Source organism: Pedobacter lusitanus (genome assembly GCF_040026395.1).
Taxonomy (GTDB): domain Bacteria; phylum Bacteroidota; class Bacteroidia; order Sphingobacteriales; family Sphingobacteriaceae; genus Pedobacter; species Pedobacter lusitanus.
Genome location: NZ_CP157278.1, coordinates 2,348,145 through 2,373,648, shown reverse-complemented (window position 1 = coordinate 2,373,648; position 25,504 = coordinate 2,348,145). Strand labels below are relative to the sequence as shown.

Annotated in this window: 24 protein-coding genes; 18 read left to right on the top strand and 6 right to left on the bottom strand. The window is 39.9% G+C overall.

The window, feature by feature from the left end; translation table 11 throughout:
* Window positions 1-21: 21 nt before the first annotated feature.
* On the top strand, window positions 22-201 hold the full coding sequence (locus tag PL_RS09965; protein ID WP_041883184.1) for a hypothetical protein: 180 nt from the start codon (window positions 22-24) through the stop codon (window positions 199-201).
* A 16-nt stretch (window positions 202-217) separates the two neighbouring features.
* On the opposite strand, the gene PL_RS09960 is transcribed toward PL_RS09965, so the two are convergent.
* Entirely contained in the window at window positions 218-697 is a 480-nt protein-coding gene (locus PL_RS09960) for a TlpA family protein disulfide reductase (protein ID WP_041883183.1), read from the bottom strand.
* A gap of 175 nt (window positions 698-872) precedes the next feature.
* On the opposite strand from PL_RS09960, the gene PL_RS09955 reads away from it, so the two are divergent.
* From PL_RS09955 to PL_RS09925, 7 genes are all read left to right on the top strand, one after another.
* Window positions 873-1,457 carry an RNA polymerase sigma-70 factor gene (locus PL_RS09955; protein WP_041883182.1) on the top strand — a complete coding sequence of 195 codons (585 nt, stop codon included), beginning with the start codon at window positions 873-875 and terminating at the stop codon, window positions 1,455-1,457.
* Between the two features lie 64 nt (window positions 1,458-1,521).
* Complete coding sequence (locus tag PL_RS09950; RefSeq protein ID WP_160292123.1) at window positions 1,522-2,670, top strand: FecR family protein; 1,149 nt, start codon at window positions 1,522-1,524, stop codon at window positions 2,668-2,670.
* A 205-nt stretch (window positions 2,671-2,875) separates the two neighbouring features.
* Window positions 2,876-3,370, top strand: coding sequence for a carboxypeptidase-like regulatory domain-containing protein (locus PL_RS09945; RefSeq protein ID WP_160292122.1), 495 nt, complete (start codon window positions 2,876-2,878; stop codon window positions 3,368-3,370).
* Window positions 3,265-5,460 (top strand): SusC/RagA family TonB-linked outer membrane protein, encoded by a 2,196-nt coding sequence (locus tag PL_RS09940; RefSeq protein WP_082035966.1) that lies wholly within the window; start codon window positions 3,265-3,267, stop codon window positions 5,458-5,460. The genes PL_RS09945 and PL_RS09940 overlap by 106 nt, the downstream gene beginning before the upstream one ends.
* Before the next feature lie 60 nt (window positions 5,461-5,520).
* Entirely contained in the window at window positions 5,521-6,168 is a 648-nt protein-coding gene (locus PL_RS09935; protein WP_041883177.1) for a hypothetical protein, read from the top strand.
* Window positions 6,169-6,188: 20 nt separating this feature from the next.
* A complete protein-coding gene (locus tag PL_RS09930; RefSeq protein ID WP_041883176.1) occupies window positions 6,189-7,565 on the top strand; it encodes a RagB/SusD family nutrient uptake outer membrane protein in 1,377 nt (458 codons plus the stop codon).
* 11 nt (window positions 7,566-7,576) lie between these two features.
* Window positions 7,577-8,662 (top strand): TlpA disulfide reductase family protein, encoded by a 1,086-nt coding sequence (locus tag PL_RS09925; RefSeq protein ID WP_041883175.1) that lies wholly within the window; start codon window positions 7,577-7,579, stop codon window positions 8,660-8,662.
* A gap of 150 nt (window positions 8,663-8,812) precedes the next feature.
* Here the strand turns inward: PL_RS09925 and PL_RS09920 are convergent, their stop codons facing one another.
* Window positions 8,813-9,688, bottom strand: a complete 876-nt coding sequence (locus PL_RS09920) for a hypothetical protein (RefSeq protein ID WP_041883173.1) — start codon at window positions 9,686-9,688, stop codon at window positions 8,813-8,815.
* A gap of 213 nt (window positions 9,689-9,901) precedes the next feature.
* On the opposite strand from PL_RS09920, the gene PL_RS09915 reads away from it, so the two are divergent.
* The 4 genes from PL_RS09915 to PL_RS09900 all read left to right on the top strand — a co-directional run bounded on the left by PL_RS09915 (window position 9,902) and on the right by PL_RS09900 (window position 14,072).
* Window positions 9,902-10,171 carry a hypothetical protein gene (locus PL_RS09915; protein ID WP_041883172.1) on the top strand — a complete coding sequence of 90 codons (270 nt, stop codon included), beginning with the start codon at window positions 9,902-9,904 and terminating at the stop codon, window positions 10,169-10,171.
* A gap of 94 nt (window positions 10,172-10,265) precedes the next feature.
* Window positions 10,266-12,407, top strand: coding sequence for a S9 family peptidase (locus PL_RS09910; protein WP_041883171.1), 2,142 nt, complete (start codon window positions 10,266-10,268; stop codon window positions 12,405-12,407).
* Complete coding sequence (locus PL_RS09905) at window positions 12,407-13,615, top strand: MFS transporter (RefSeq protein ID WP_348621562.1); 1,209 nt, start codon at window positions 12,407-12,409, stop codon at window positions 13,613-13,615. The genes PL_RS09910 and PL_RS09905 overlap by 1 nt, the downstream gene beginning before the upstream one ends.
* 46 nt (window positions 13,616-13,661) lie before the next feature.
* Entirely contained in the window at window positions 13,662-14,072 is a 411-nt protein-coding gene (locus PL_RS09900) for an OsmC family protein (protein WP_041883169.1), read from the top strand.
* Between the two features lie 83 nt (window positions 14,073-14,155).
* Here the strand turns inward: PL_RS09900 and PL_RS09895 are convergent, their stop codons facing one another.
* Entirely contained in the window at window positions 14,156-14,281 is a 126-nt protein-coding gene (locus tag PL_RS09895; protein WP_262496986.1) for a hypothetical protein, read from the bottom strand.
* A 148-nt stretch (window positions 14,282-14,429) separates the two neighbouring features.
* Here PL_RS09895 and PL_RS09890 point away from each other — a divergent pair, with 148 nt between their 5' ends.
* From PL_RS09890 to PL_RS09870, 5 genes are all read left to right on the top strand, one after another.
* Window positions 14,430-14,840, top strand: a complete 411-nt coding sequence (locus tag PL_RS09890; RefSeq protein WP_041885725.1) for a hypothetical protein — start codon at window positions 14,430-14,432, stop codon at window positions 14,838-14,840.
* Between the two features lie 179 nt (window positions 14,841-15,019).
* Window positions 15,020-15,727: a hypothetical protein gene (locus tag PL_RS09885; RefSeq protein WP_041885729.1), complete on the top strand. Its 708-nt coding sequence runs from the start codon at window positions 15,020-15,022 to the stop codon at window positions 15,725-15,727.
* A gap of 7 nt (window positions 15,728-15,734) precedes the next feature.
* Window positions 15,735-16,844 carry a hypothetical protein gene (locus tag PL_RS09880; RefSeq protein ID WP_348621560.1) on the top strand — a complete coding sequence of 370 codons (1,110 nt, stop codon included), beginning with the start codon at window positions 15,735-15,737 and terminating at the stop codon, window positions 16,842-16,844.
* Window positions 16,845-16,876: 32 nt separating this feature from the next.
* On the top strand, window positions 16,877-17,884 hold the full coding sequence (locus PL_RS09875) for a hypothetical protein (protein ID WP_041885731.1): 1,008 nt from the start codon (window positions 16,877-16,879) through the stop codon (window positions 17,882-17,884).
* A 130-nt stretch (window positions 17,885-18,014) separates the two neighbouring features.
* A complete protein-coding gene (locus PL_RS09870) occupies window positions 18,015-19,226 on the top strand; it encodes a leucine-rich repeat domain-containing protein (protein ID WP_052496548.1) in 1,212 nt (403 codons plus the stop codon).
* Between the two features lie 68 nt (window positions 19,227-19,294).
* Here PL_RS09870 and PL_RS09865 read toward each other — a convergent pair whose 3' ends face one another.
* The 3 genes from PL_RS09865 to PL_RS09855 form a co-directional block, all read right to left on the bottom strand.
* Window positions 19,295-19,777, bottom strand: a complete 483-nt coding sequence (locus PL_RS09865; protein ID WP_041885733.1) for a hypothetical protein — start codon at window positions 19,775-19,777, stop codon at window positions 19,295-19,297.
* Between the two features lie 22 nt (window positions 19,778-19,799).
* Complete coding sequence (locus PL_RS09860; RefSeq protein ID WP_041885735.1) at window positions 19,800-20,273, bottom strand: hypothetical protein; 474 nt, start codon at window positions 20,271-20,273, stop codon at window positions 19,800-19,802.
* A 363-nt stretch (window positions 20,274-20,636) separates the two neighbouring features.
* Window positions 20,637-21,944, bottom strand: coding sequence for a spondin domain-containing protein (locus tag PL_RS09855; RefSeq protein WP_041885737.1), 1,308 nt, complete (start codon window positions 21,942-21,944; stop codon window positions 20,637-20,639).
* A gap of 215 nt (window positions 21,945-22,159) precedes the next feature.
* Here PL_RS09855 and PL_RS09850 point away from each other — a divergent pair, with 215 nt between their 5' ends.
* Window positions 22,160-25,432, top strand: coding sequence for a S41 family peptidase (locus PL_RS09850; RefSeq protein ID WP_087149107.1), 3,273 nt, complete (start codon window positions 22,160-22,162; stop codon window positions 25,430-25,432).
* Window positions 25,433-25,504: the final 72 nt, after the last annotated feature.

Here is a 25,504-nt window from a genome sequence, read left to right as displayed (position 1 = left end):
GTTGTATAGAAAATCTATTTTATGAATTCATTTTTCAAAACAATTATAGCAGCCTGGGGCGCCAAAAAACTAGGTGGAGGATGTCTCTCTACCATCCTGATTTTTATCCTGATTTATGTAGCTTTAGGGCAATGCAGCAGAACCCCTCAGCGGGCGGCAGTATTACATAAACCGGTGCCTGCTGTAAGCAACAGAGGATAAGCGGTCTGTTTTTTATTTATTTACTGATCGCTTCAAAAAGTTTGGGTAATTCTTTATCTCCGCTGGTATTAAATACCAGGGTGTTTTTTGGAGAGTACAGAAACAGGGAAGGATATTTTGTAGGTTTAAACAAAGGGATAAATACGTGATCACGATCTTCAAGCAGTAATACATTTTTCTTCCCGATCAGGTTTTTACCGTATTTGCTCATGAAATCGTTCATGGTAATATGCTGATCCAGTGAAACCAGGTAGATATTCAGCTTTTTAACTTCCTCGTATCTTTTTGATAATTCAAGCATTGTTTTCTGGCAATGACTGCAGGTGGCATCAAAAAATACGAAAAGAGATTTATGAGCAGGGATAATCTGTGTTTTTGTGAATGTTTTTCCATCAGCTTTATAGAACTGAAATTCCGGAACAGTTGCAGCAGGTGCCTGCGCTGAAACCTGGATAAAAAAGAAGATAAATAGCAGACCGGATAAGAATGTTTTCATAAATGTATAGAGATTAGGTAACCAAATATAATGATTGTGAAATTATTTAATCAGGATATGTAAATTATATTTTTCCCGTAAGCGTTTCGGAATGAGTAGTTTATTATTTGTCTACTAATTTACTAGATAAAATAAGTTCAGGAATTGAATTAATTATTATATTCGCTGAATCAGGATGTTAGCACGAGATTCATATACGGACCAGGAACTTCTCACATTATTAAAAACAAATGGAGAAGCAGGACTTAATCATATTTATAATAAATATTGGAAAGGTCTTTATTTAGCTGCGTTTAGTGTAATCCGTGACGAGGCACAAAGTCAGGATATTGTACAGGATGTGCTTTTACAACTGTGGATCAGGAAAGACAGTGTTGAAATAGGTTCTCTGAAATCTTATCTTTTTATGGCAGTACGTTACAAAGTACTGACTTTCATTAAATCTGCTGATCACCGGAAAATCTTTCTTGAACCGGATGAACTGGAAAAACTCTCGGGTATAGATAACCTTAAAGATCTTCAGCATGAAAATGATATTAATAATTCTCTTGAAGCCGGTATTGCTGCGCTGCCTGACCGGTGCAGAGAGGTTTTTATCCTAAGCCGCAGAGCTTATATGAGCAATAAGGAAATTGCCAGACAAATGGGAATCAGTGTGAAGACTGTAGAGGCTCAAATGACTATTGCCCTGAGACAGCTGAAAATCACGATGGAAGAATTCTTCTTTCTGATTGGTCTGTTTTTCTATCTGCACCGGTAAAAATATTTTTATTTCTTTTAGGGGTTAGCCCTTTCTGTGTAGACGTATAGTTATAGATATGACTATGACTAACGAAAAATTTCGGGAACTTGCACGCAGGTGTCATGAAGGAACGGCTTCTGAAGCTGAACAAAAGGCCTTTGACGAAATTTATACAACTTTGCTTAACAGACATAGCAGCTGGGATACGGAGTTGATGGGAGCTGAAGAAGAAGTGAAGGCAGAAATTTCCGGTAAACTTAACAGACGTATTCGTCAGGATAAGAAAAAAAAGAATCACAGCCTGTTTTATCGTTATATCGCTGCTGCAATAGTTATTGTAGCTCTGGGAACCGGAATCTATTTTTATCAGCAGCTCAAAGCTCCGGCAGATCAGCAGCGATTCTTTGCAAATGATATTAAGCCCGGTGGAAATAAGGCTGTACTAACCTTAGCTAATGGCAAAAAGATCAGTCTGACTGATGCGGAAAATACAGAACTCGCTAATGAGTCTGGTATCAGAATGACTAAAACAGGTGATGGACAACTGATCTGTGAGGTTTCCGGAAAAAGATCTGCAGCAGATCCTCATACGCGTAATTGTATTGAAACGCCTAAAGGCGGACAGTATCAGATTCAATTGCCTGATGGAACAAAAGTCTGGCTGAATGCCTCATCTTCCTTAAAATATCCCGATAATTTTGGAATGGCTAAAGAACGCCGCGTTGAACTGACCGGGGAAGCTTATTTTGAAGTAGCCCATAATCAGGCAGTCCCGTTCCGGGTAATGCTGCGTAATCAGCTGGTTGAAGTTCTGGGTACTCATTTCAATATCAATGGTTATGAAGATGAAGCTGCAATCAGAACAACATTGCTGGAGGGCTCAGTAAAACTAAGCCGGACGGATAGTCAGATTTCTGCGATTCTAAAACCGGGGCAGCAAGCCCGGCTTCAGCAGGGTGGGTTCAGGCTTAAGGAGGTTGACGCTCTTGAGGCCGTGGCCTGGAAAAATGATGAATTTTTATTTAATGACGAGGATTTTCTTACGGCCATGCGAAAAATTGCGCGATGGTATGATGTGGAAGTGGTTTATGATTCTTCTGCACCAATAGATTTTCAGCTGGGTGGGTCTGTAAAACGTTCGAAAAATATATCGGCTGTATTAACGCTGATTGAATTAACCGGGAAAGTTCACTTTAAGATTGAAGGAAGGAGGGTTACGGTAACTAAATAAGATACGAAATCGTAATCCCGGAAAATAAAGAGGCCAGAAGTGCTTGCAACACAACTGGCCGGATCTGGATTACGTCAATAAAATGTGATAGAATCAACCTAAAACCAGAACACAAATGTATAAAATTTATACTCATAAAATTGGTATGCCCTGTTGGCATGCCTGTAAGCTGCTGCGAGTTATGCGACTGACCACTATTTTAATCATGATAACGTTTATGCAGGTGAGCGCAGCCGGTTACGCACAAAGAATTACGCTCAAAGAAAATAGAATGCCTCTGGAAAAGGTATTTAAAATTATTCATCATCAGACAGGATATGATTTTCTATATGATCGTAAACTCATCAGTGCAAAAGAACCACTGAATATCGATGTCAGAGCAAAGACAGTTGAAGAAGTTCTTGATCTGTATTTAGCAGATTTGCTGCTGGATTATACCGTTTCTGGTAAAACAGTGGTACTCAAAGAAAAGAAGAAGTCTTTTTTTGAAAGGGTATCTGACGCTTTATCAGCTGAAGATATTTCAGGAAAAGTGCTCGATGAAACCGGACTTCCTTTGCCCGGAGCAACTATAAAAGTTAAAAAACAAGCAGAATTACTAAAACAGATGCGGCAGGCAGGTTTTCAATTGATCATCTGGATGAAAATGCTGTTTTACTGGTCTCTTTTATGGGATACAAAACCAAAGAAGTTCGTGTAGGAACGCAAAACAGCCTGACTGTAGTTCTTGAAGTGGATATGGCCAGTCTGAGTGATGTGGTGGTCGTGGGTTACGGAACAACTAAAAGAAAGGATCTGGTTGGATCAGTAACGAGTGTGGGAGGGAATGATCTGCGTAAACAGGAAGCAACGAATTTCACTCAGGCACTGGCAGGCCGCGCTGCAGGTGTGCAGGTAAGCAGGCCTGGGGGGGAGCCTGGTGCAGGTGCTTCAATCCGGATCAGGGGGATGTCTACAGTAATGGGGGTAAATGATCCCTTATATGTGATTGATGGTATTCCGGTTCAGTTATATAATGGTGGTGGGGTAGATGCCATCAGAAGTGCTCCTGGAAATGGTCTGATGGATCCGCTGGCTGGAATTGATGTAAATGATATTGAGAATATTGAGATCTTAAAAGATGCGACGGCTACTGCTATATATGGTTCCAGAGGAGCTAATGGAGTAATTGTAGTGACTACAAAAAGAGGGAAAGCAGGGGCTGATCCGGTTTTTAATTTTAGTTATGATGTATCTGTTGATCAGCAGAGAAAGTTTTATGATGTACTTTCCGGGCCTGATTATGCGAAGTTTATGCAGGATACCTATGCTAAAAATAAGACACCCATTGATGACGTGAGTTTTCCCGGAAAGGGAAATACAGACTGGCAGCGGGCTATTACCCAGACCGGACTGGTACAAAACCTGAATTTAAGCTTGCTGGGTGCCTCTAAAGACGGAGCAACTACTTATGCTTTCTCCTCAGGTCTGACCGATCAGAAAGGTATACTGATCAATAGCGGGTTTAAAAGATATTCTGTCCGTACCAATATTGAAACCCGGGTATTTAGTCTGCTGAAAGTAGGAACTAACCTTAATTTTAGCTCCAGTACGCAGACTGGCGGGATATCACCTATTTATACGACCTATGGAGTGGCCAGTTACCGTCCGGATATCCCGATCTATAATCCTGATGGAAGCTATGCAAATGATGGTTCTTCTGATAATCCGGTAGCTTCCAGACAAGGAAAAAGCAGTAATGAAAGCCGGCGTTTACTGGCCTCTGTTTTTGCCGAACTGGAAATTATCAAAGGTCTGAAACTGAGATCAACCCTGTCATATGATATCAATAATAATAAGGGTTATACTTATTCACCGAGCTGGTTGTTTTCAGAAAAATTGTCAAAAGGGTCACGTACAGACAAAGCTTTTGATTATGTGAACCGTGTATTTGATAATACACTGAGTTATTCCAGGTCTTTTGATAAGCATCAGATTGATATAGTTGGTGGTGCTTCATGGACACTCAATAAAAGCAATTTTAACAGCACTAACAGTTCAAATTTTCCAAATGATAATGTACTGAACAATCTGGGGTCGGCAGGTACGATCACCGGTTTTGACAGCGGAGCAGAAAGCAGTGGTCTGGAATCATTTTTCTTAAGAGCCAATTATAATTATGATGGAAAATATTATCTGAATCTAACCGGAAGAGCTGATAATTCCACCAAATTCGGCCCTGAAAGTCAGTGGGGGTATTTTCCATCCGTAGGGGCATCATGGCGTTTTTCGAAAGAAGATTTTATGAAAAAGCTCAGTTTTATTGATGATGCTAAATTAAGAGTGACCGTCGGAAAAACAGGAACTTCTGCTTTTGGCAGCTTTGGTTTTCTGACGTTGTTTAACACAGGATATTTTTACAACGGGGTAAATGGTTTAAGAGCGAATCCTGATGCAGGAGAACCTAATCCTGATATACACTGGGAAAGCACCATGCAGACAGATGCGGCTCTGGAACTTAGTTTTCTGCAATCCAGACTGAAAACTACAGTGAACTATTACAGGAAATATACCAAAGGCCTGATTAGTTCTCCAAGTATCCCGGCTTCGGGTGGTTATACCTTCCAGACTAAAAATCTCGGGGATATCAGTAATCAGGGCTGGGAAATTACTTTAAGTGCTATACCTGTAATCAAGGGTAGTTTTACCTGGCTGTCTGATTTTAATATCACTTTTAATAAAAACAAGGTTGAAAAAACCTATGGTACTACCTTATATGGCACTTTACCTTTAATTGAAGGATTGCCATAAAATGGAATCAAAGGTTACCGGACTAACGGGCTTTATCAGAATCAGACTGAAATTGATGAGTTGAATGCACAGGCGAGACTAAAAACCGGAAATCCGAATGCCTTTTTTCAGAATCCACAGACTGCTCCCGGTGATGTCAGGTATATTGACATCAATGGAGATGGGGTAATTAACAGTAAGGACCGGGAGATTTTAGGTTATTCTCAGAATCCGAAATTTTACGGAGGCTGGAATAATACTTTCAGATACGGAAAGTTTGAGCTGAGTACTTTACTTCAGTTTGATGTAGGCAGTAAGGTGGAGCGGGAAATCAATAATGAAGTTTTTAGCGGATATACCTCCAACGTGTCACCGGTAGTGCTGACCGGCTGGACACCTGAGTCTCCGGCAACCAGTCAGCCCAGAAATGTAATAGATGGCCCGGCACTGAATAACGAAACAGCAAATGACAGGTTTATTGATAATACCTCTTTTTTAAGATTAAAAAGTGTGCAGTTAAGTTATCTGGTTGTCAATGAACTGTTGAAAAAGGTTCATGTTAAACAAATCAGAGTTTATGCCGGCATGACTAATTTGCTGACCTGGACCAGATACAAAGGACTGGACCCGGAAGTCAATAGTGAAAATACGTTTACAGATCATGGAAGAGATACGGGGACTTATCCACAGGCAAGGAGTATAACCTTTGGTATGAATCTTAAATTCTAAATGTAATTATACATCAAAATATGAGAAAGAACTTACACTATATCATTTGTGCCTGGATCTTACTGATCCTGATACAGAGTTGTAAATTAACAGAGGTGACTGATCTTAAACCGGAGTTTAAACTGGATGAAGGAACGGTGGTAACTGATGTCGCATCAGCAGATAAATTGCTGGCCGGGACATATTATAGTCTGAGAGATGAAGCTATGGCGAATCAGATTCCATTGAATACCAGTTTGATGGGGGTGAATATAGTGAAATCGAGCACATCTCCTTATAGTACAAACAGTGTACAGCCTTCTGGTTCAGGGCTTTATTCAGGGCCCTATGAGCTGATACAGACGGCTAATTTTGTAATTGACAAGACGAGCGCCTTACAGGTGACCGATCCGCGCAAAACACAGATTATTGCTGAAGCAAAGTTTCTGAGAGCTTTGGGACATTTTTATCTCCTGCGTTTGTTTGGGCAATTCTGGGATCTGAATTCAAAATACGGGATAGAAATTAAGGATAAAGCTAAATCTCCGGTGAGTGCAAGAGCAGGGGTACAGACATCTTATGATTTTATCCTGGCTGATCTGGACGAAGCTATAGCGAACTGTCCGGAATATAAGAGAGGGGTAGCCAAAGGTTATGCAACCAAACTGGCAGCAAAGGCACTAAAAGCAAGAGTTCTGTTGTATCAAAAAGATTATACAAGAGCAGCAGTGCTGGCCAGAGAAGTGATGGCAGGCCCGGCAGTATTAAGTGATGATTTTCTGAAAATGTTTACCAAAGATAAATACAATTCGGATGAAGTGATTCTGGCTTCGGTAACTTTTGCGAATAACAATAACAAGTATTTTGAAAACGGGAAAGATTATTACTGGATGAGTGACGGGGTTTTTCTTGCTGATGCTTATAAAAAGAAACTGGCAGGAGATAAAAGAAATGTAATTATTGTAAAGAATGCTGCTGATCCTGCTGATTCTACAAAGTGGCGTGGAAATGGAAAATTTGCAACGCCTTTAGAAGGCAGCCGTAATGATACAGAATACTATCTTCGTTTAGCGGAAACCTATTTAATTTATGCAGAAGCCGAGACGCGCAGGATTGGCGGGAGTTTAACAGACGCGCTGGCAGCTTTGAATACGGTTCGTCTTAAAAGGGGAATGGGTGCTGTTTCGGGTTCATCGCCTGCTCAGTTACTCGCACTGATCAGAGCTGAAAAAGAACTTGAACTTGGAGCAGAATCAGGTGAAGACTGGTTTGATATTGTACGTTATATTAAAAATGGCGATATTACTGCTTCATCGGTAAAGCTCAGTCTGACAGATGAAAACAAACTTATATTGCCAATTCCACAGATCAGTGTGGATGGCTCTAATCAGATTATACAACAAAACCCGGGATATTAAATTTAAAAAAAATGAAAAAAAGTACAATTATTTTAGGCTTAATCGGCACCTGCCTGTTTGCCAACGCGCAGCAGAAAAAAAGTGTTTACACCGTGAATGGAAATATAGCGGGACTGAAGTCTCCTTATATTTATTTTTATAGCAAAGGTAAATCTGATTCTGCGGCTGTAAAGGATGGCAAATTTACTTATACAGGAGCAGCAGAGAGTGTACCTGTAAGAGTGAGTATGCACAATAAGAAAGTTGGTTTTGGAGATTTTTATGCGGAGAGAGGCCCGGTTACCATTAAAGGGAATGCAGATAAACCGGATGAACTGATCATTACCGGCGGTAAAACACAGACAGAAAACAATGAACTGTCAGCGAGTAAAAAAGGTATTAATGCACAATTGAGCAAGATTTACGAAAACTGGTCTGCAGCAAATAAGGCAAAGGATTCTGTTGCTCTGGCTAAAGCTGAACAGGAGATGACCCCACTGGAAGAGGCTTCAACAAAACTGACGCTGGATTTTGTCAGAAGTCATCCGTCAAGTTATGTGAGTCTGGATAAAATAAGCGAGCTGACTTATGAATTTGATTATGCTGATATTGCTGCGTTATATCAGGGACTGTCTGCTGATCTAAAGGCATCGGCCGGAGGCAAAAAACTGGAAACTTCATTGGCAGTGCTGAAAAAGGGAAGTAACGGTCAAAAAATGATTGATTTCACGCAGAACGACCCATCTGGTAAATCGGTAAGTTTTGCTTCTTTTAAAGGAAAATATGTATTGGTTGATTTCTGGGCAAGCTGGTGTGGTCCATGTCGCGGAGAGAATCCGAATGTAGTTAAAGCTTATAACCGTTTTTCTGCAAAAGGATTTACTGTTTTAGGTGTATCGCTTGATCAGGATGGAGCGAAATGGAAAAAAGCCATTGAAGATGATAAACTACCATGGAGCCAGGTTTCGCAGTTAAATGGCTGGAAAAATGAAGTGTCTCAGTATTATGGTATTCAGGGTATTCCATCAAATTACCTGGTTAATCCGGAAGGGGTGATTATTGCAAGAAACCTCAGAGGAGAAAAACTGACTAAAAAACTGGAAGAATTACTGAATTAAAAGCCGGATTAGAAAGGGCTGTAAAAAGAAACAGGGACCATCCAGGCGGACGGTCCCCGTTATCTAATTAACGCTCTCAGATATAAGACGCTGAAATATCCAGTTTATTGTGTACGAAAAAAATAAATTGTAAAATTTATCATTTTCCTGTTAGTTGGCACGGAAAGAATCAGCCGGTCGGGCCAGTTCATATTTAATCCAGAAATCTGATGCTGCCGGATTCTGGCTATCAGACCCCATCGGGTTATGGGAGCCTCTTCCTCCACCCATACCGCCTCCGTGTCTTCCACCGCCACCACCGCGCATTCCGCCCATTCCACCACCCATTCCTCCTCCTTTTCCGCCACCCATACTGCGGCCTGAAGATGCTATATTTTCTCCGCCTGGGATATCTTTGTGATGATGTTCTGCACCGCTGTTGATTTTGATATCATAAGCTATCGCTTTAGTCTCATTCCCTTTCAGACCGAGTTGTGCAAATGGAATAGCCAGCTCACAGATATAATCTCTCTGTTTGTTGAAAGCTGCGGCTACTTCGATACCTTCTTTATTGGGGATAGCTAAACTTCCATCAGGAATATTTTTAAAACCGGAGACCTGTATGGCATGTACGCCGGTGTTCATATCTGGTGTATGGTGAGTTAATGAATCATTCTGCCCATGAGGGGGCGGGGGCTGATTCATACCCAGGAAATTGAGTTTTATTCCATCTTTCTTTTTTCCGGCTGTATTAATGTTCAGGGTCAGTCCGCCTGACATTAATCTCCTGGTTGTGATTTCGTCAGTTGACTCAATAATCAGATACAGATTCTGCTGGTCATTGGCCAGTGCAAAAGCAAGCTTGGTTTCGGTATTGTAATTGTTAAGCGGCTCATGCCACTCCGCTGAAATTCCATCTACTTTAACAGGCTGCTGCACCCATAAATTTACATCGGCATCAGGGTCTGTTTTTTGTGCATAAAGGCCCTGATGAATTCCGGTAATGCCGGCGAAGAGTAATAAACTTAGTAAAGTTTTCTTATCCATTTTTTGTCAGGCAGGGGGGATGAAAAACCCTGCGGAACAAAACTATCTGATCACCCTGATTTTTGTGAAAAATTAACATTTTTTAACGCACCGGTAAGCCACCGTAAAAGGAATATTTTTTTGTTCCTTTCGTTCATAACATGTTTATGGGACTCCTGTCTATTGTTAAATTTAAGGGGACACTGTATCTTGGCCTAAATACTAAATATAAACATGACAGCTGCTGACCTCCATAAGAGACAGGAATTATTCTATAGTGTTATAGATCAGGTAGAAAAAGACTATTACTTGTACTTTGGGTTAAAATCTATTCAGAAGAAATTAACCCATACGGAGAGTGTGTATGATCATTTTATACTGAATCACGATACTTTTGAATTGTCTTTTGATAAAGAAAGTGACTTACCCCAGGAAATCAGGGATTTAATAATCAGTGCTTATCAGGAGACTTTTCTGCTGCGGGAAGGCATGAGTGAAAATTGACTTAATGATTACGATATTAAATGCCTTTTATTTAATTCGTAGCTAAAATTTGAGGTTTTGTCATTAATTTAGGTCTCCTTCTAACCTGAATCATATGAGAGCTCTCATCACCATTTTTTTATGGTTTTTTGTACTGGATTCTTTTGCCCAGAAAAATGAAAGAATTTTAGTCAGCGATTTATACCAAATCAAAACTGCTTCAAGTGTTAAATTTTCTCCCGATGGAAAATGGTATGTCTATAGTGTGAAATCCATTGCGCTTAATGAGACCAAAAACGGAGAGTATGACTATCAGCGTCAGTGGTTTCTTGCCCCGGCTGATCTGAGTGCACCAGCAAGGCCTATCACCAGTCAGAAAGAAAACAGCAATGGTTTCTGCTGGTCTGCAGATGGCAAACAACTGTTTTTTACCAGGATAGTCAAGAATACCCCACAGTTATTTAAACTTTCGTTAAATGGCGGGGAAGCCATGCAGCTTACGGATTTTCAATATGGGGTAACAGATCCTGTGGCAAGCAGGGACGGGCAGAAGATTATTTTCTCTGCTTCAATCAGTCTTGCTGAGCTGGAAAAGGATTCTCTGCTGAACCCGGAAAAGAAATCTCCGTTATGGAATCTGGAGAAACCTAAAGTTTCTGCTGAACAGATTTATCATAATACGGTGAAAGGAAATGCTGACGGAAATTTACTGGAAATCAGAGCCTATCTGCAGCAGAACGAAAAAGAGAAAAAAGCAAAGGTTTTTAACAGACTGGATTTTCAGGGAGAAGCTGCCACAAACCCTGAGCTTAGTTTTATGCATCTGTTCGCCTTATCGCTCCAGACTAAAGATGCAGTACCGGTTTCTTTAACCAATGGTTTTTACAATTATAATTTAGCAGGTATCAGTCCGGACAGTAAATATATTCTGGTCAATGCTGATCTGAATCCGACAGTGCATCCGGACAGAAGTACTGAATCTGCTATTTACCGGATCTGGCTGACAGGAGGGAAACCGGAATTGATTTTGGGTGGTTCGGATCAGCGTTTTGAAGCCTCCAGTATTTCTGGTGATGGTCGGTGGATAGGTTTTACGGTTACTCCTGCAAAGGGAATAAATGTTGAAAAGGCTTTTGTTTATAATACTGATACTAAAAAACAGTTAAGTATCCCATTGGAACGTAATCAGAATTCCCAGATATGGAGTAAAGATAATAAGCAGTTATATTTCACCGCAACTGCCAATGGAGGGAATATATTGTACAGCTATAAATTGTCTGATCAGTCTGTACACCGGCTTTCGGCTTTTGATAATGGAATAACTTCATTTGATGTGAGCGCTCAGCAGCTTGTTTATGCGCAGATGAATACAGCTGATCCTTCAGCGATATTTACCGCTGATCTGCTCAATAAATCGCCAAAAAAGGTTAATAGTCTGAATATGGACTGGCTGGCCGGCAAAAAACTGAGTTTACCTGTAAAAAAGACTTTTGTAAATGATCAGGGAATGGAGGTGGAATACTGGGTAATGAAACCCGCAGGGGCAGAGACCGGGAAAAAATATCCGGTCATACTGGAAATGCATGGCGGCCCTTCTGCCATGTGGGGACCTGGGGAATCAAGTATGTGGCACGAGTTTCAGTATTATACAGGTTTAGGTTATGGGGTTGTATATAGTAATCCAAGGGGATCCGGTGGGTATAGTGAAGCCTTTTTACGGGCAAATATCAAAGACTGGGGCGCAGGGCCTATGCGGGATGTGATTAAAGCACTGGATCTGACTATTGAGGAAGGCTGGGCAGATACTACGCGGCAGTTTATTACAGGCGGTTCTTATGCCGGTTATCTTACGGCATGGATAGTTTCGCATACAGATAGGTTTAAGGCTGCCTGTGCACAGCGCGGGGTTTATGATCTGACAACCTTTTTTGGAGAAGGTAATGCCTGGAGACTGGTCCCTGAATATTTTGGTGGTTATCCCTGGGAAAAAGAAGCAGGAAAATTGCTGAGAGCTGAATCTCCTTTTACCTATGTTGATCAGATTCATACTCCACTGATCATTTTCCATGGGGAGACGGATCTGAGAACGGGGGTGATTCAATCCGAAATGATGTACAAAGCCCTGAAAGTTTTAGGCAGAGAAGTAGAATATGTAAGACATCCGGGAGCCACACATGAGCTCACCAGGTCTGGAAATAACAGGCAACGAGCGGATCAGATGCTGAGAACCGCAGAGTTTTTTGAACGATACAAATAATGATTAAAAAAATATATACAAGTTATAAAGAGTCTTTTTCCGGATTAAGTACAGAAACATGGTTATTAAGTATAGTTATGCTGATCAACAGAAGCAGCAGCATGGCAGTACCATTTATGAGTTTATACATGACGCAATATCTGCACAGACCACCCTCTGATGCCGGATTGATCATTACACTGTTTGGGCTGGGTTCTATTATGGGCGCAACTGCCGGAGGGAAACTAACGGATGTAATTGGCTTCAGGGCCGTACAAATTATTTCTTCCATTACCGGAGGAGTTTTTTTTATCCTTTATTCTACCATCACTCATTTTCATGCATTGTGTATGCTGACTGTAGTGATTAGTTTTTTCTCTGAGGCATTCAGGCCAGCCAACTTTGCTGCAATAGCAACCTACGCGAAAGAAGGAACGCAAACACGTTCTTATTCTCTGAATCGTCTGGCTACCAATATGGGTTTTGCAGTGGGCAGTGCCATTGGTGGAATCGTGGCTTCTTTCAGTTATCCTTTGCTTTTTGTGGTAGACGGATCGGTCAGTGCCTTATCAGGACTGGCTATACTATTGCTTTTACCGGCAACTGCTAAAGGGGCACGGAAAGCGGTTGCAGAAAAGATTAAGGGAATGCAGGTGCGTAAACCCTGGGAGGATATCCTGTTTGTTAAATTTCTACTGCTGACCACAATGCTGACTACCTGTTTTTATCTGATGTTCAGGGTAGTTCCACTGTTTTATAAAGAAGTATGGCACATCAATGAGTTTAAAATTGGGTTGATTCTCGGAATGAATGGTTTGATTATCGCTCTTTTTGAAATGGTCATGATCAGCCGGATTGAAAATAAGCGTTCTCCTATCCATTATATTGTTAAAGGGGTTTTGTTTATCGGCGGTGCCTATATTGTACTGTTATTACCTGGAATTACTCCGGTTACGGTAGCTGTTTTGTCTGTGCTGCTGTTTACGATCGGAGAAATGTTTGCCCTGCCATTTATCAATACTTTTGTCATGAGCAGGACAAATGAGTTTAACCGGGGTCAGTACGCTGCGGGCTATACACTGAGCTGGTCTGTTTCGCAGGTAATCGGGCCGTCGGCCGGATTTTATCTGGCAGAAAAATATGGGTATAACTGGCTTTGGATCATGTTAATTTTGCTCCTGGTCTTTTGTGCGTCAGGATTTAAATTATTAAAGCATAAAATGGAATAAAGGGATTAAATTGTTAAAGGTAACAGCTAACAAAAACAATTAAAATATGAAACGTAATGCAACAGCCGTTTGGAATGGCACAATCAAAGAAGGTAAAGGTCATTTAACCACTGACAGTACTGTTCTGAACCAGACTCAATATTCATTTAACAGCCGTTTTGCGGATGGGGTAGGGACTAATCCCGAAGAGCTGATGGCTGCTGCGCATGCAGGATGTTTTACCATGAAGCTAAGTCTTGACCTGACAGAAGCCGGCTTTAATCCGACTTCACTGGAAACAAAAGCAACGGTATCACTGGATAATGGGGTAATTACAAGTTCTAACCTGGTTCTTAAAGCCAGCATTCCTGGTATTACTGAAACCCAGTTTCAGGAGATTGCTGCCGGAGCAAAAGAAAACTGTCCGGTAAGTAAAGCTTATAATGTAGCTATTTCTCTGGAAGCGAACCTGGTTTAGCTATTGATAAGTAAATAATTAACTGATTTTTCAAAAAAGGCCTGCTGTACAGCAGGCCTTTTTTGATGGTATTTTATTTCTGATTAATGTTTTGGAGGAGCAATAATATTCCTGGCAATCAAAAAGACAATAATAAATGCCAGTGTAATTATCATTATTTCTGAGAATCCGATGTTGGTACCATTAACCATATAGAGTATTGTATTCATATTGCTGTAGATTTTTTTAGGTAAATGAATCTTCTGATCTTTTCAATGTATTGATTATTAAAGTAAAGCGGTCTTAAAATTTAATCTTTAACCAAACAATAAGCTTTTTCATTCCTTTTTAGGGTATAGATTTCTAAAAAATTAAATTATGGACAGATTAATCATAGAGTCAATATTGACAGCAGCTGAAAATATATATCTGTCGGAAACACAAGCCGGCCCGAATTCATCTCTGATCCTTGGCTTCAGGGAAGATCATACTGAACAGGTAGTTCACGCATTTAGTGTGCTGAAAAAAATGACTGACGGTAAAGTGGTGGAACTGGTCATCTGTAAAACACTGGTTTCCGGAATTTTTGATCTGGAAATTAAAACAGACGCACTGGATGAACCGGTAAGGATTCTGAACAAGGCAATCACGACTGCTGTACTGGAACAGATTGAGCTGCAATTACAGCAAAATAAGAAAATTGTTCTGGGAGCGAACGTTGCCGGACAGGAAAGCTGGATTACGCTGACGGATGCACAGGTAAAGGAGTGTGCAGTAAAAGACCGCTAGGATCTTCTGGCAGATTTCGTTGCTGATCGAGGGAGTCATGGTTGTACTATGCTCCTTTTTTTTGTTTTAAGCGGGTATTCAGTGTTTTATTGGGTATCTTTTCAGAGGGATAGAACTGCTTAAATAAATCGGCAGGTTATCTCTGTTTTTTATTATTTTCGTGATAGATAAATTAAATTATGAGTGAAGAACCAGCAAATAATTCTTTTGGGATTTTAAAAAGCTTAAAGAAATTAATCTTTGAGGATGGCCCTGAATCAGCCGTCCTGGAGACCGGGAAGACTACCCCGCAACATGTGGAAACTAAAACGGATGAAAGTGTAACTAAAAACCCTCAGACTAATCTAACACAGAATACTTCGTCTTTACCTGTGACAGATGTAAAGCAAATGAAGCTTAAAGTATTGGAAATACTGGAAAGAATTAATGAACCCGGGCTTGATTTTTTTGAGGTATGGAATGCCGCAGCCGAAATGGGAAGCGTTAATGCTGGTTCTGTAAAGGCAGCATTTACTTCTTTGAAATATGTAGATAAAACTCTGGATAAAGATAAACTGATCAGAACTGGTCAGAATTATGCAACTGAACTTCAGAAGGTTATTGATAAAGAAACCAGTCAGAAACAACAGCAAAAAGAAAGTATAGAACAGAATCAGGTTGCTGAAAAGGCTAACCTGACTGCCGAGATCCAGAAAATTGAACAAAGTATTGAAGAACTGCGTGAAAAACTAGGTTCCAGACAAAAAGAATTGAAAGAGATAAACAATAAATATGAACCACAGCTGCAGGATATTGATGCAAAAATAGCATTGGGAAATACTGCGGTAGCGGAAGTAATAGCCGATATTAAAAACGCCCTTAACATAATTCAAACCAATATAAACTAAAAAAAGAATGGAAAATAAGTCCCAATTTGTAAATATACCGGCCGAACTGAAAAGCCAGTTACCAATATTCCAGGTACTGGGTGATCATTTGCCAAGCCAGATGCAAACCCCGGAGGCGAAAAAGACTATGGCTAATGTTTTTTTCTGGATTCTGGTTTTAGGAGGTTCAGCTGCTTTTTTCTATTATTTACCTACAATGCTGGTGTATGCGGCAAAAAGCATTTTGCTGGTTATTTTCAGTATCATTCTGATTGTATTACTCATGCTGGCACCAAAGATTATTGCTTTGCTGCACAGACTGGGAACCATCCTGATTTTTAAAGGTGAAAAGGCTATTATCCGCAATAATCCGATTGAAACACTTCAATTATTGTCTAAAGATGCCAAGGATACGCTGAAACGTGTAAAAGAGAAAATAGCCAATGTGGATGGTGTACGTATTGATATGATCCAGAGCGGTGAAACTGCACAAAAAACTGCGGAAGAAAAATATACTTATGCTAAACGTTTTACTGTTGAGGCGGCTAATCTTGATGAAAAGGGAAAACAGGAAGCTGCTGATAATAACACTGAAAAAGCCAATAGTTATGGCAGGGATGCCAAAGAAACCCGTACCAAAGCATTTCTGTTAGGTAAAGAAGGGGAAGCGGAAGAGCAGAATGCCAGAAGTTATGTGCAGTATGCCAACCAGTTTGCTAAAGTACTGGAAGTTTTAAAAGACAATGAAAGTGCTGCGCGTATTTATGTGAGCACGCTGGACAGCAGTATATCTATCATCTCTAAAAAGCTGGAAGCTACCCAGAAGATGAAAAATGCAACTGATGGTTTAGCGGAGGTCTTCAACATTAAAGATAGCTGGGTATTCCAGGAGGCTATGAATGCGGCAACGGGTGCCATCAGCCAGAATATTGCGTCTATACGTTCAAATCTGGACTTCCTGGATCAGAATAATAATATTACTGTAGGTGGTGCGCCATCACAGGGTGAGCTGGAAGAGTTTATCCAGAAGGTGGATCAGCGCAATCTTAAAATGTTAAATGTTAGTCAGATGGCCGATGCTTCTTACGAGTTGAAATCAGAAGAGAAGGTAGACAAGGGCTTTACTTTACTGGATTAATCATAAAATAAAAAATAAAAACAAAAAAGAATATGGAAGAGAAATCAACATGGGGCAGATTACGCTGGCCAATAAAGGCACTGATTATTGCAGCTCCGATTATCGGATTGGGTTACTGGGCTTCTGAAAGTGGAAAACTGGATGGCATGTCAACTAAAAATGCTCAGGATAGTACTTCCGTTTCTGTAGGTACTTCTGCTAATCCATCGGCTTCTTCGTCAAAAAATACGGATGAAAAACGTAGTTTTAATTATACTCCTGAAAAACCTGTAAATGGGGAATACAAAGGTGTTGTAGAGGTTGGTGCTTCTGGTTTTAACTCTTTTGTAGTGAATATTGATAAAGAAAAACGCTGGGAGATCATCTCTAAAGACTTTGGTAAATCATTCGTCTATGAAGGTATGGCCAGTACTGCTGATATCCGTACAGGTTTGAAAGATTATATAGGTGCTATGTTTGATAAAGGTGTAAAATCTAAAAACATACATTTTGTAATCAGTTCTGGTGCACAGAAAGAACCTAAGACTGCTGCAATTACTTCTGAACTTAAAAAAATGGGTTATGTCGTTAACCTGGTTACTGCTGAACAGGAAGGAAAACTGGCACTGAAATGTGTATTGCCTGCTTCTTATTATGATAACTCTTTTGTAGTGGATATCGGTTCTGGTAATACCAAAATCTCGTGGATGGATGGGGATATCAAGTCTGCTGAAGCACCGGGAGCAAAATATTATGAGAAAGATTTAAAGGATGCTGCAGTTTATGACCAGGTTAAAGCTATTGCGGATAAAATTCCTTCCAATAAACGTGAGGTTTGTTTTATCATTGGCGGTGTTCCTTTTGAACTGGCTAAACAAACCCGTAATGGTGAAGAGAGATTTACAGTTTTAAATAATCCTGAAAAGTATAATACGGATAAGGTAAAGATCAAAAGTGGTGTGAATATCTACAAAGCGATTAAGTACGCAACGCATTGCGATACTTTCGTATTTGACTGGGATGCTAATTTTACCATTGGATTTTTACTGTCAGTGAAGTAAATTCATATTAAATAAAAAAGGCAGCCCAGATAAGGCTGCCTTTTTTATTTCGTAAATATTTGATTTGGTGTTGTTTGTGTATTTTTTTTATAGCTTATAGTCTATAAATTAACTCATTAATAATACTACGATGAAAAAACTCTCAACATTTGCATTGCTGTGCCTGTCTTTTGCCAGTTATGCCCAGCTACCAAAAGTCCTCACTTCTTTAGATTCTGTTTTCAAGCCAAAGGAGACTATTGCGCTGGATCTGAGTAATCAGAAATTTAAAGAAATCCCAAAGGAGATATTTACGTTTTCAAATTTAAAATCTCTTGATTTGAGTGGAAACGATATTAAAGTAGTCCCCGGAGATATAAAAAAACTAAGCTCACTGGAAGTGCTTAAACTGGACAGCAACGCTATTTCTTCTATATCACCAGAAATATTAAAACTCAAGAACTTAAAAGGGCTTTCATTGGGAAACAACAAATCATTGGGTGAACAAAGTGTACTTGAGGCTATTGTTTATTTAAAGAATATCAATGATGCGGCTGTTGCAGATGCTTTGCTGAAAGCTGCAGATGGAAATCTGCTGAAACCGGTTTCAGAGTTAAGAGGAGATAAACTTCCTATCTGGAAATCCACTACGCATAGTTTTGGTTTTGTAAACCATACCGGCACCGGAGCAACTATTTCTGATGCAACGAAGATTACCGCTGATGCTGGGCTTAAGAATTCAGCGATTAAGCTTACACTGGATCTGCTATACGTAGAAGATTATCCAGGTAGTGGCAGACATCGTGTGCTGATTGCTTTTTCTGGCAAAAACCAGATTAATGATGATACCAGAGAACAAGTGAATTATGCCGTGACCAAAACAGTTCAGGAAGGCCAGTTTGCAGGAACAAAATCAGTACCAATGGTAGTTGGGCTCAGAGTGGGAAAAGAAGGGGTTGAATTTAAATGTTCTACTACTAATGTAAAGAATGAAAATGATGAAAAAATGATGGAAATAATGGATAGTGAGGTGGCTAGTGATGGATTGAAGTTGCTGAGTACAGTAAATCCAGTGATCCCGATTGTTTCTAACCTGGTGTCTGGAATTGGTAAAATGTTTCTCACCAGAAATGAGAATAAATTAATACAGGATTTCAATTTTGGGTTGGATTTCGGAACCAATGCAACAAAAGCAAAGCTGGCTGAAGGGAGTTATATTGTTGCACAAACCGGAGAGGATACATTTAAATGGTCTGACTGGAAGATTTCTGATACTAATGGGAATATAGTGTCCAAAACTAATCCCGATCTAAGATTACCTTATAATTATCTGGTTTTCTCTATCTCGAAAGTACAATTATAAATCAGGCTTATGGCCGTCCGGTCCGTTAAAGTCAAATGGTCGTTTGTTTTAAACAAACGACCATTTTTCTATTTTACAAATTCCAGGAGTGGTTCCAGAATTGTGGTTTCGAATTCCAGCTGCCTTCTATGTCCTTTTTTGTTGTCCGGAAAGCAATCACTAATCGGATATTTTTTGATAAAGCGAGTGCTTTTAGCCCCTATGGTATAGGTTAAAGTACCGTAACTGGTATCATTTACCAATCTTATTTCTTCAAAACCCATCAGCGTCTTTGTGTAAATTCCCGGAAGTTTCCGGTAAACTTTACGGGTATTCTGGTCAAAAATCATAGTTACGTTAGCTAAAAACATAAATTCATAGACAACATAACAGCAAAGACCTGCACCAATGATATAAAGGAAAAATTTTACATCATTGCCTATGGGTAAAAACGGAGCGACAGCAAAACATAAAAAGATTCCAACTAAAAATATTTTGATTTTGGTATAATAACTCAGGTTAGGCTGAAAGCTTAGCTGACCATTCGAAATTTCTAAATTATAGAGCGCCATATGTTAGCTTTTAATAATCAGATTAATCTTCAATTTTCATAATCTGCAGTGCCTCATTAACCATGTGGTTAAGTGGTGCTACAGTAAATACTGACTGGTTTAACATCAGATTTTTTTCTTTTCCGCCGATATTTAAAATCATGCTTGCTGTTCCATTCATCGTGATTCCGAATAGGGAGACTGTTCTGGCTACAAGGAAAGTTTCAAAATTATCAAGGCTATAGGCCACTTCTGCTGAAAGGAAGTTCCTTTTGACAAGAACCTGCCGGGATTGCATATCAATAGTGGTTTTTGCGGTAACACGAAGGAAAACCAATGCACCCAGCACTGCCATGATATAACCAACCCATCGGTTGGCTTTGTCGGTTGCTCCGATAGTAAATGCGAGTACAAGACCGCCTATTAAAAAGATACCACCAAGAAAGGCAAGAAATACGAACTGTGCTTTCAAATGATACTTTTCACCATCCTGTTCAAAATACTTGTAGTTATTCATGTTTTTTAGTTAAAAGGGTTAATTTTTTTTAAATAACAGTGTTTTTATTGATTTGATAGAGTATGTTGTTTAATTATACTTTTTTATCTAATAAAGAATATGTGTTTACAAAATTAATGCCACAGGTATTAAACGATCGTGTCTGAATTACATTTGATTAGTTAACTGGTTAATTTATTGGTTGATAAGGTTAATTTTTTTAAAATGGTAAAGCCTTGCAAATCATTGTTTTGTTTGAAAATATTGAAGGTCATCTGTTAAGCCGGACAGTGAAACTGGTATTCCACCCATAAAAAAGAGAACCGTTCTCCTGTAATGAAAACGGTTCTCTTTAATTCATGTTTTTTGATTATTACTGCTTTTTTAATTCACATTAATTTTCACTTTGATTATATTACTGATGGATGGTAAAGTGGTGAAGGGATTAGGATTGGGTACCTCACCAATTATATTACTGGTTGCTGCAGTAGCTCCTCCAAGATTAAATTGTGTGTTTCCGGCTCCGGGAAACTGATCGACAGCTGTCCCATTATCAAATAGTTGAATAGAGCCAGAGATATCTGCTGTTTGTGTGGCATCTGAACCGTTTTCGGCGGAAGCGAAAAACCAGTCATTAGAAAAACCATACATTGTGGCTATGGCAATCCTATCACCTTTATTTACTGTAAGTTCTTGTGAAACACTACCGCCAGGCTGATTGCCAATTACAGGCAGCAGAACGGTTGATCCAGGAGCAGGTAATATGTATACATTTTTAACTCCGGTCCGGCCTTTCAATGCTGCGGCCAGTATAGCTGCATTTCCCTGCTGAGCTAATTCTTTCAGGCCTTCTCCGCGATCCTTTTCACCAATTTTATAAATAGGGTTGGTAATACCATTATAAACAACTACGAGGATTGGGGATAGTGGAGTAAATATTCCTGTATTGCTTTTAATATAGGTATACAAAGGAGCATTATTACCTGCCTCAGCAAGTTGAGTCAGGCCATTGGCGGTTGGCTGTCCGGCAGTAAATACAGGAGCGGAGTTGAGTAGTTTACCTCCGGCTATATAAGATATAGCCCATACGCCTGGACTTAAAGGTGTTTCATTGGCGGTACCACCAGAAATATTCAGTAAAGTCAGGGTGAAATAGGAATCGCCTTCATATTTCAAGGTTGCTTTAACCAGTGATGATGCCGGCAGATAGGTATTTCCCTGTGCGTCCTTACCATTTACTTCTGTCACCGGATTATTCTCTGCAATACCCGGATGGTTAACTGCCATACCTGGTTTTTGATTTATCCTGGTTCCGTTATCCCATAGTTTGATTTGTGCTGAAACATCTCCTTCGACAGGTTTTTTATTCTGGTCATAGAGCTGAATGCCTGGATTTGCCGGTGCAAAGAACAGATCATTGGACCAGCCATACATGGATGCGAAGGTGACGGCCTGCCCCACAGATGCCGAAAACCTGAAAGAGACTGCTTGCCCCGGAAGGATGACCGGTGGTGTGCCTGTTCCCTGAAAAGTACCTGACTCAACCAGGCTGGAAGAGTTTAATACATTTTCTACTGTAATAGTTGTTTTATTACTCGGTACGGGAGTAACAGCGTCTTTTTTACAAGCGGTAAAAGTCAGGGGTAAAATGGCTGCAAATAGCCATAACCAATTATTTTTTGATGAATTCATTTTGTGATTCTTTTAGATTATGTCATTTTTTATATCACCTTAGTCGGAAAGAAACACAGAACCTTACAGTATTTTTGAATTAATATTTTTTGAGCTTATGGTTAACATTATTTAACACTAGATAACCGGGTGATAACAAATGTTGATCGTCAATCCTATTATTTTTGTATTATTCACTAAATTCCGGCAGAATTATTTATCCTTTTAAAATATCTATGAAACTCAAATTTTTATTAGTTTTTTTCGTGTCTTCAGGCTTAATATCTTCATTAACCTATGGTCAGGAGAAAGAAACCTTATTACTCAGAACTCCTTCAATCAGTAAAAACCATATTGCTTTTGCTTATGCGGGTGATATATGGGTGGCTAATCGCGATGGAAGTTCTCCGCGACGCCTTACTGTTAATCCTGCTGTTGAGCAGAATCCGGTTATCTCTCCTGATGAGCGCAACATTGCTTTTACGGGTAATTATGATGGTAATCAGGATGTGTACGTGGTTCCTATTGAAGGGGGCACACCAAAAAGACTGACTTATCACCCGGCCGGAGATGTAATTCGTGGCTGGGTAAACAATAATGAGGTGTATTTTACTTCTACACGCAGTTTTGAATATGGTTTTAACTCCCGTTTATATCGTGTAGGTCTGAAAGGGGGAGAGGCGAAAGTATTACCTATGCCGGAGGCAACGCAAGGTTCAGCATCGCCCGATGGCAGACAATGGGCTTATATTAAAAATTTAGATCCTACTGAACGGCCGGGAGTTGCTTTTAAACGGTATCGCGGAGGTGGAATGCCTGATATCTGGCTCTTTGATATGAAAACAAATGAAATAGAAGTGCTTCCGGGTGCTAAGTCAAATAATATCAAGCCGCAGTGGATTGGTAACAAGATCTTTTTTATTTCAGACAGGAATCATACGCAGAATATATTCAGCTATGATATACAAACTAAAAAAACTGAACAGATTACGCAATACAAAGAGTACGACGTAAAATGGTTGTCCGGTGATGGCACTAGCCTGGCTTATGAGCAGGCAGGAAGTATTTATACAATGGATCCGCTTACTGGTCAAAGTGTTAAGCTGAAAATATTAATTGAGGCTGATATTCCCTATAAGCGTGCAAGATATGAAAGTATAGACCGGGATATTACTGATATGGATCTTTCTCCTACTGGTAAACGTGCTGTATTTCAGAGTCGTGGTGAGATCTTCAGCATACCTAAAGAAAAGGGAGATATCAGAAATATTTCTAAATCTCCGGGTTCTCATGAACGTTCCCCTGGCTGGTCACCTAACGGAAAATGGATTTCGTATATATCTGATGTGAAAGGAAATTATCAGCTGGTACTGAGAGATCAGCTGGCAGAAAAGGAACCGTTGTATTTCAAGCTTGGAGAGTCTGGATTTTATTTTGGCCTGACCTGGTCACCGGATAGCAAGAAGTTATTCTATTCGGATAGCCATCTGAATCTTTTTTATATAGATATAGATAGCCGTAAAATTGTAACGGTTGCAAATGATAAACTGGGTTCAACTACGAACAGAACCAGTAATTATTTTTATTCTTCCTGGTCGGCCGATTCTCAATGGATCTCTTATGTGAAAACACTGGAAAATGGAAATACAGCTGTTTTTATTTATAATCTGGCTTCCGGAAAGTCATCTCAGGTAACTGACGGAATTGGCAATGCGGGCCCGACAGTATTTAGCCGGGATGGTAAATATCTGTTTTTTACAGCGAGTACAAATATTGGTCTGGGAAACAGTGGTTTGCATATGACTGCTTATGACCGGCCTAATACCAGCAGTGTTTATGCTGTATTATTATCAAAGCAAACGCCTTCACTGTTTACTACTGAAAGTGATGAAGAGGCAGAGGGGAAAGCTGAGCAGAAAAAAGAAAGAATTGAAAATGCCAAGCGTGATAAAAATAAAAAGGCAGAGCTGAAAGATACTGTAGTTAATGTTAAGGTTGATCTGGATGGGATAAGTAATCGTATAGTTGCACTGCCATTGCCTGCAGGGGATTATGGTGATTTGAACGGAAATATCAGCGGCAAACTATTATATGTGAACGGGGGCGGGATCAAAGCTTTTGATCTGAAAACTTTAAAGGATAGTATGCTGATTCCGGGCACTGTATTTTATACAGTCAGCTATGATGGGAAAAGTATATTATACCGTGCCGGTTCTGATTATTTTATAGTTGATGCTTCGCATAAACCACAGCCTGATGAGGGGAAACTAAACCTGGGTTCCGGGAAGATCTATATTGATCCTGTGGCTGAGTGGAAGCAGACATTTGATGAGGTCTGGCGCCTGGAGAAGGATTATTTTTATGCGGAGAATATGCATGGGAATGACTGGGATGCGGTAAAAAAGAAATATGAAAAATTCCTTCCTTTTGTCGGTCACCGCGAAGATCTTACTTATCTGTTTGGTGAAATGCTGGGGGAACTGGTTGTTGGACATAGTTATATCAGAGGTGGGGATCAGCCTAAAGCGGCTAATGTGGATGTGGGGATGCTGGGAGCAGACTATGAAACGGATCACGGTTATTATAAAGTATCGAAGATATTCAGTGCTTTATCCTGGAATCCGAATTTAAAGGCGCCGTTGATGGAGCCTGGATTGAATATTGAAAATGGGATATATATACTGGCAGTTAATGGTGAACCGGTAACTACTGATCGTAGTATTTATAGTTACTTTGAAAATACTACCGGGAAACAGGTGAGATTGAAAATTAATACAAAACCTGGATTGGACGGGGCTAAAGAGGTGACCGTGGTTCCAATTTCCTTTGCTGCTGAGACAGATCTTCGTCGCATGAACTGGATGGAAGCTAAACGTAAAAAAGTGGATGAACTGAGTGGTGGTAAAATTGCGTATATCTATATGATGGATACGGGTAGTGATGGCTACACGAGTTTTAACCGCTATTATTTTTCTCAGATGGATAAGAAAGCATTATTGATAGATGAACGCAATAATCGCGGCGGATCGGTAGCGGATTATGTGGTAGATCTGCTCAACCGTGACATCATCAGTTATTGGGGGATACGTGATGGAAAAAGTTTTACAACACCAGGTAATGGAATCTTTGGCCCGAAAGCAATGATCATCAATGAATATGCCGGGTCTGGTGGTGATATGATGCCATATATGTTTCACTATAAGAAATTAGGTAAACTGGTTGGCCGGACAACAATGGGAATATTAGTCGGTATCAGTGGTTATCCTTCTTTAATTGACGGAGGGACTGTTACTGCACCTAATTTTGGTATCTACGGAACTGACGGAAAATGGATTATTGAGAACCAGGGAGTAGCACCTGATGTTTTTGTTGAACAAAAACCTAAAGATCTGATTGAGGGAAGAGACCCGCAGTTAGAAACTACGGTTAAAATCTTACTGGAAGAAATGAAAACATATCCGTATAAGGAAGTAAAGAAGCCTGCTGATCCTGACAGAGCACATCAGTAGTTTTCAATTAAATAGCAACCCCGGAATAGTTCATTCCGGGGTTTTTTATATCCCGGAATTGTATGGTTTTTA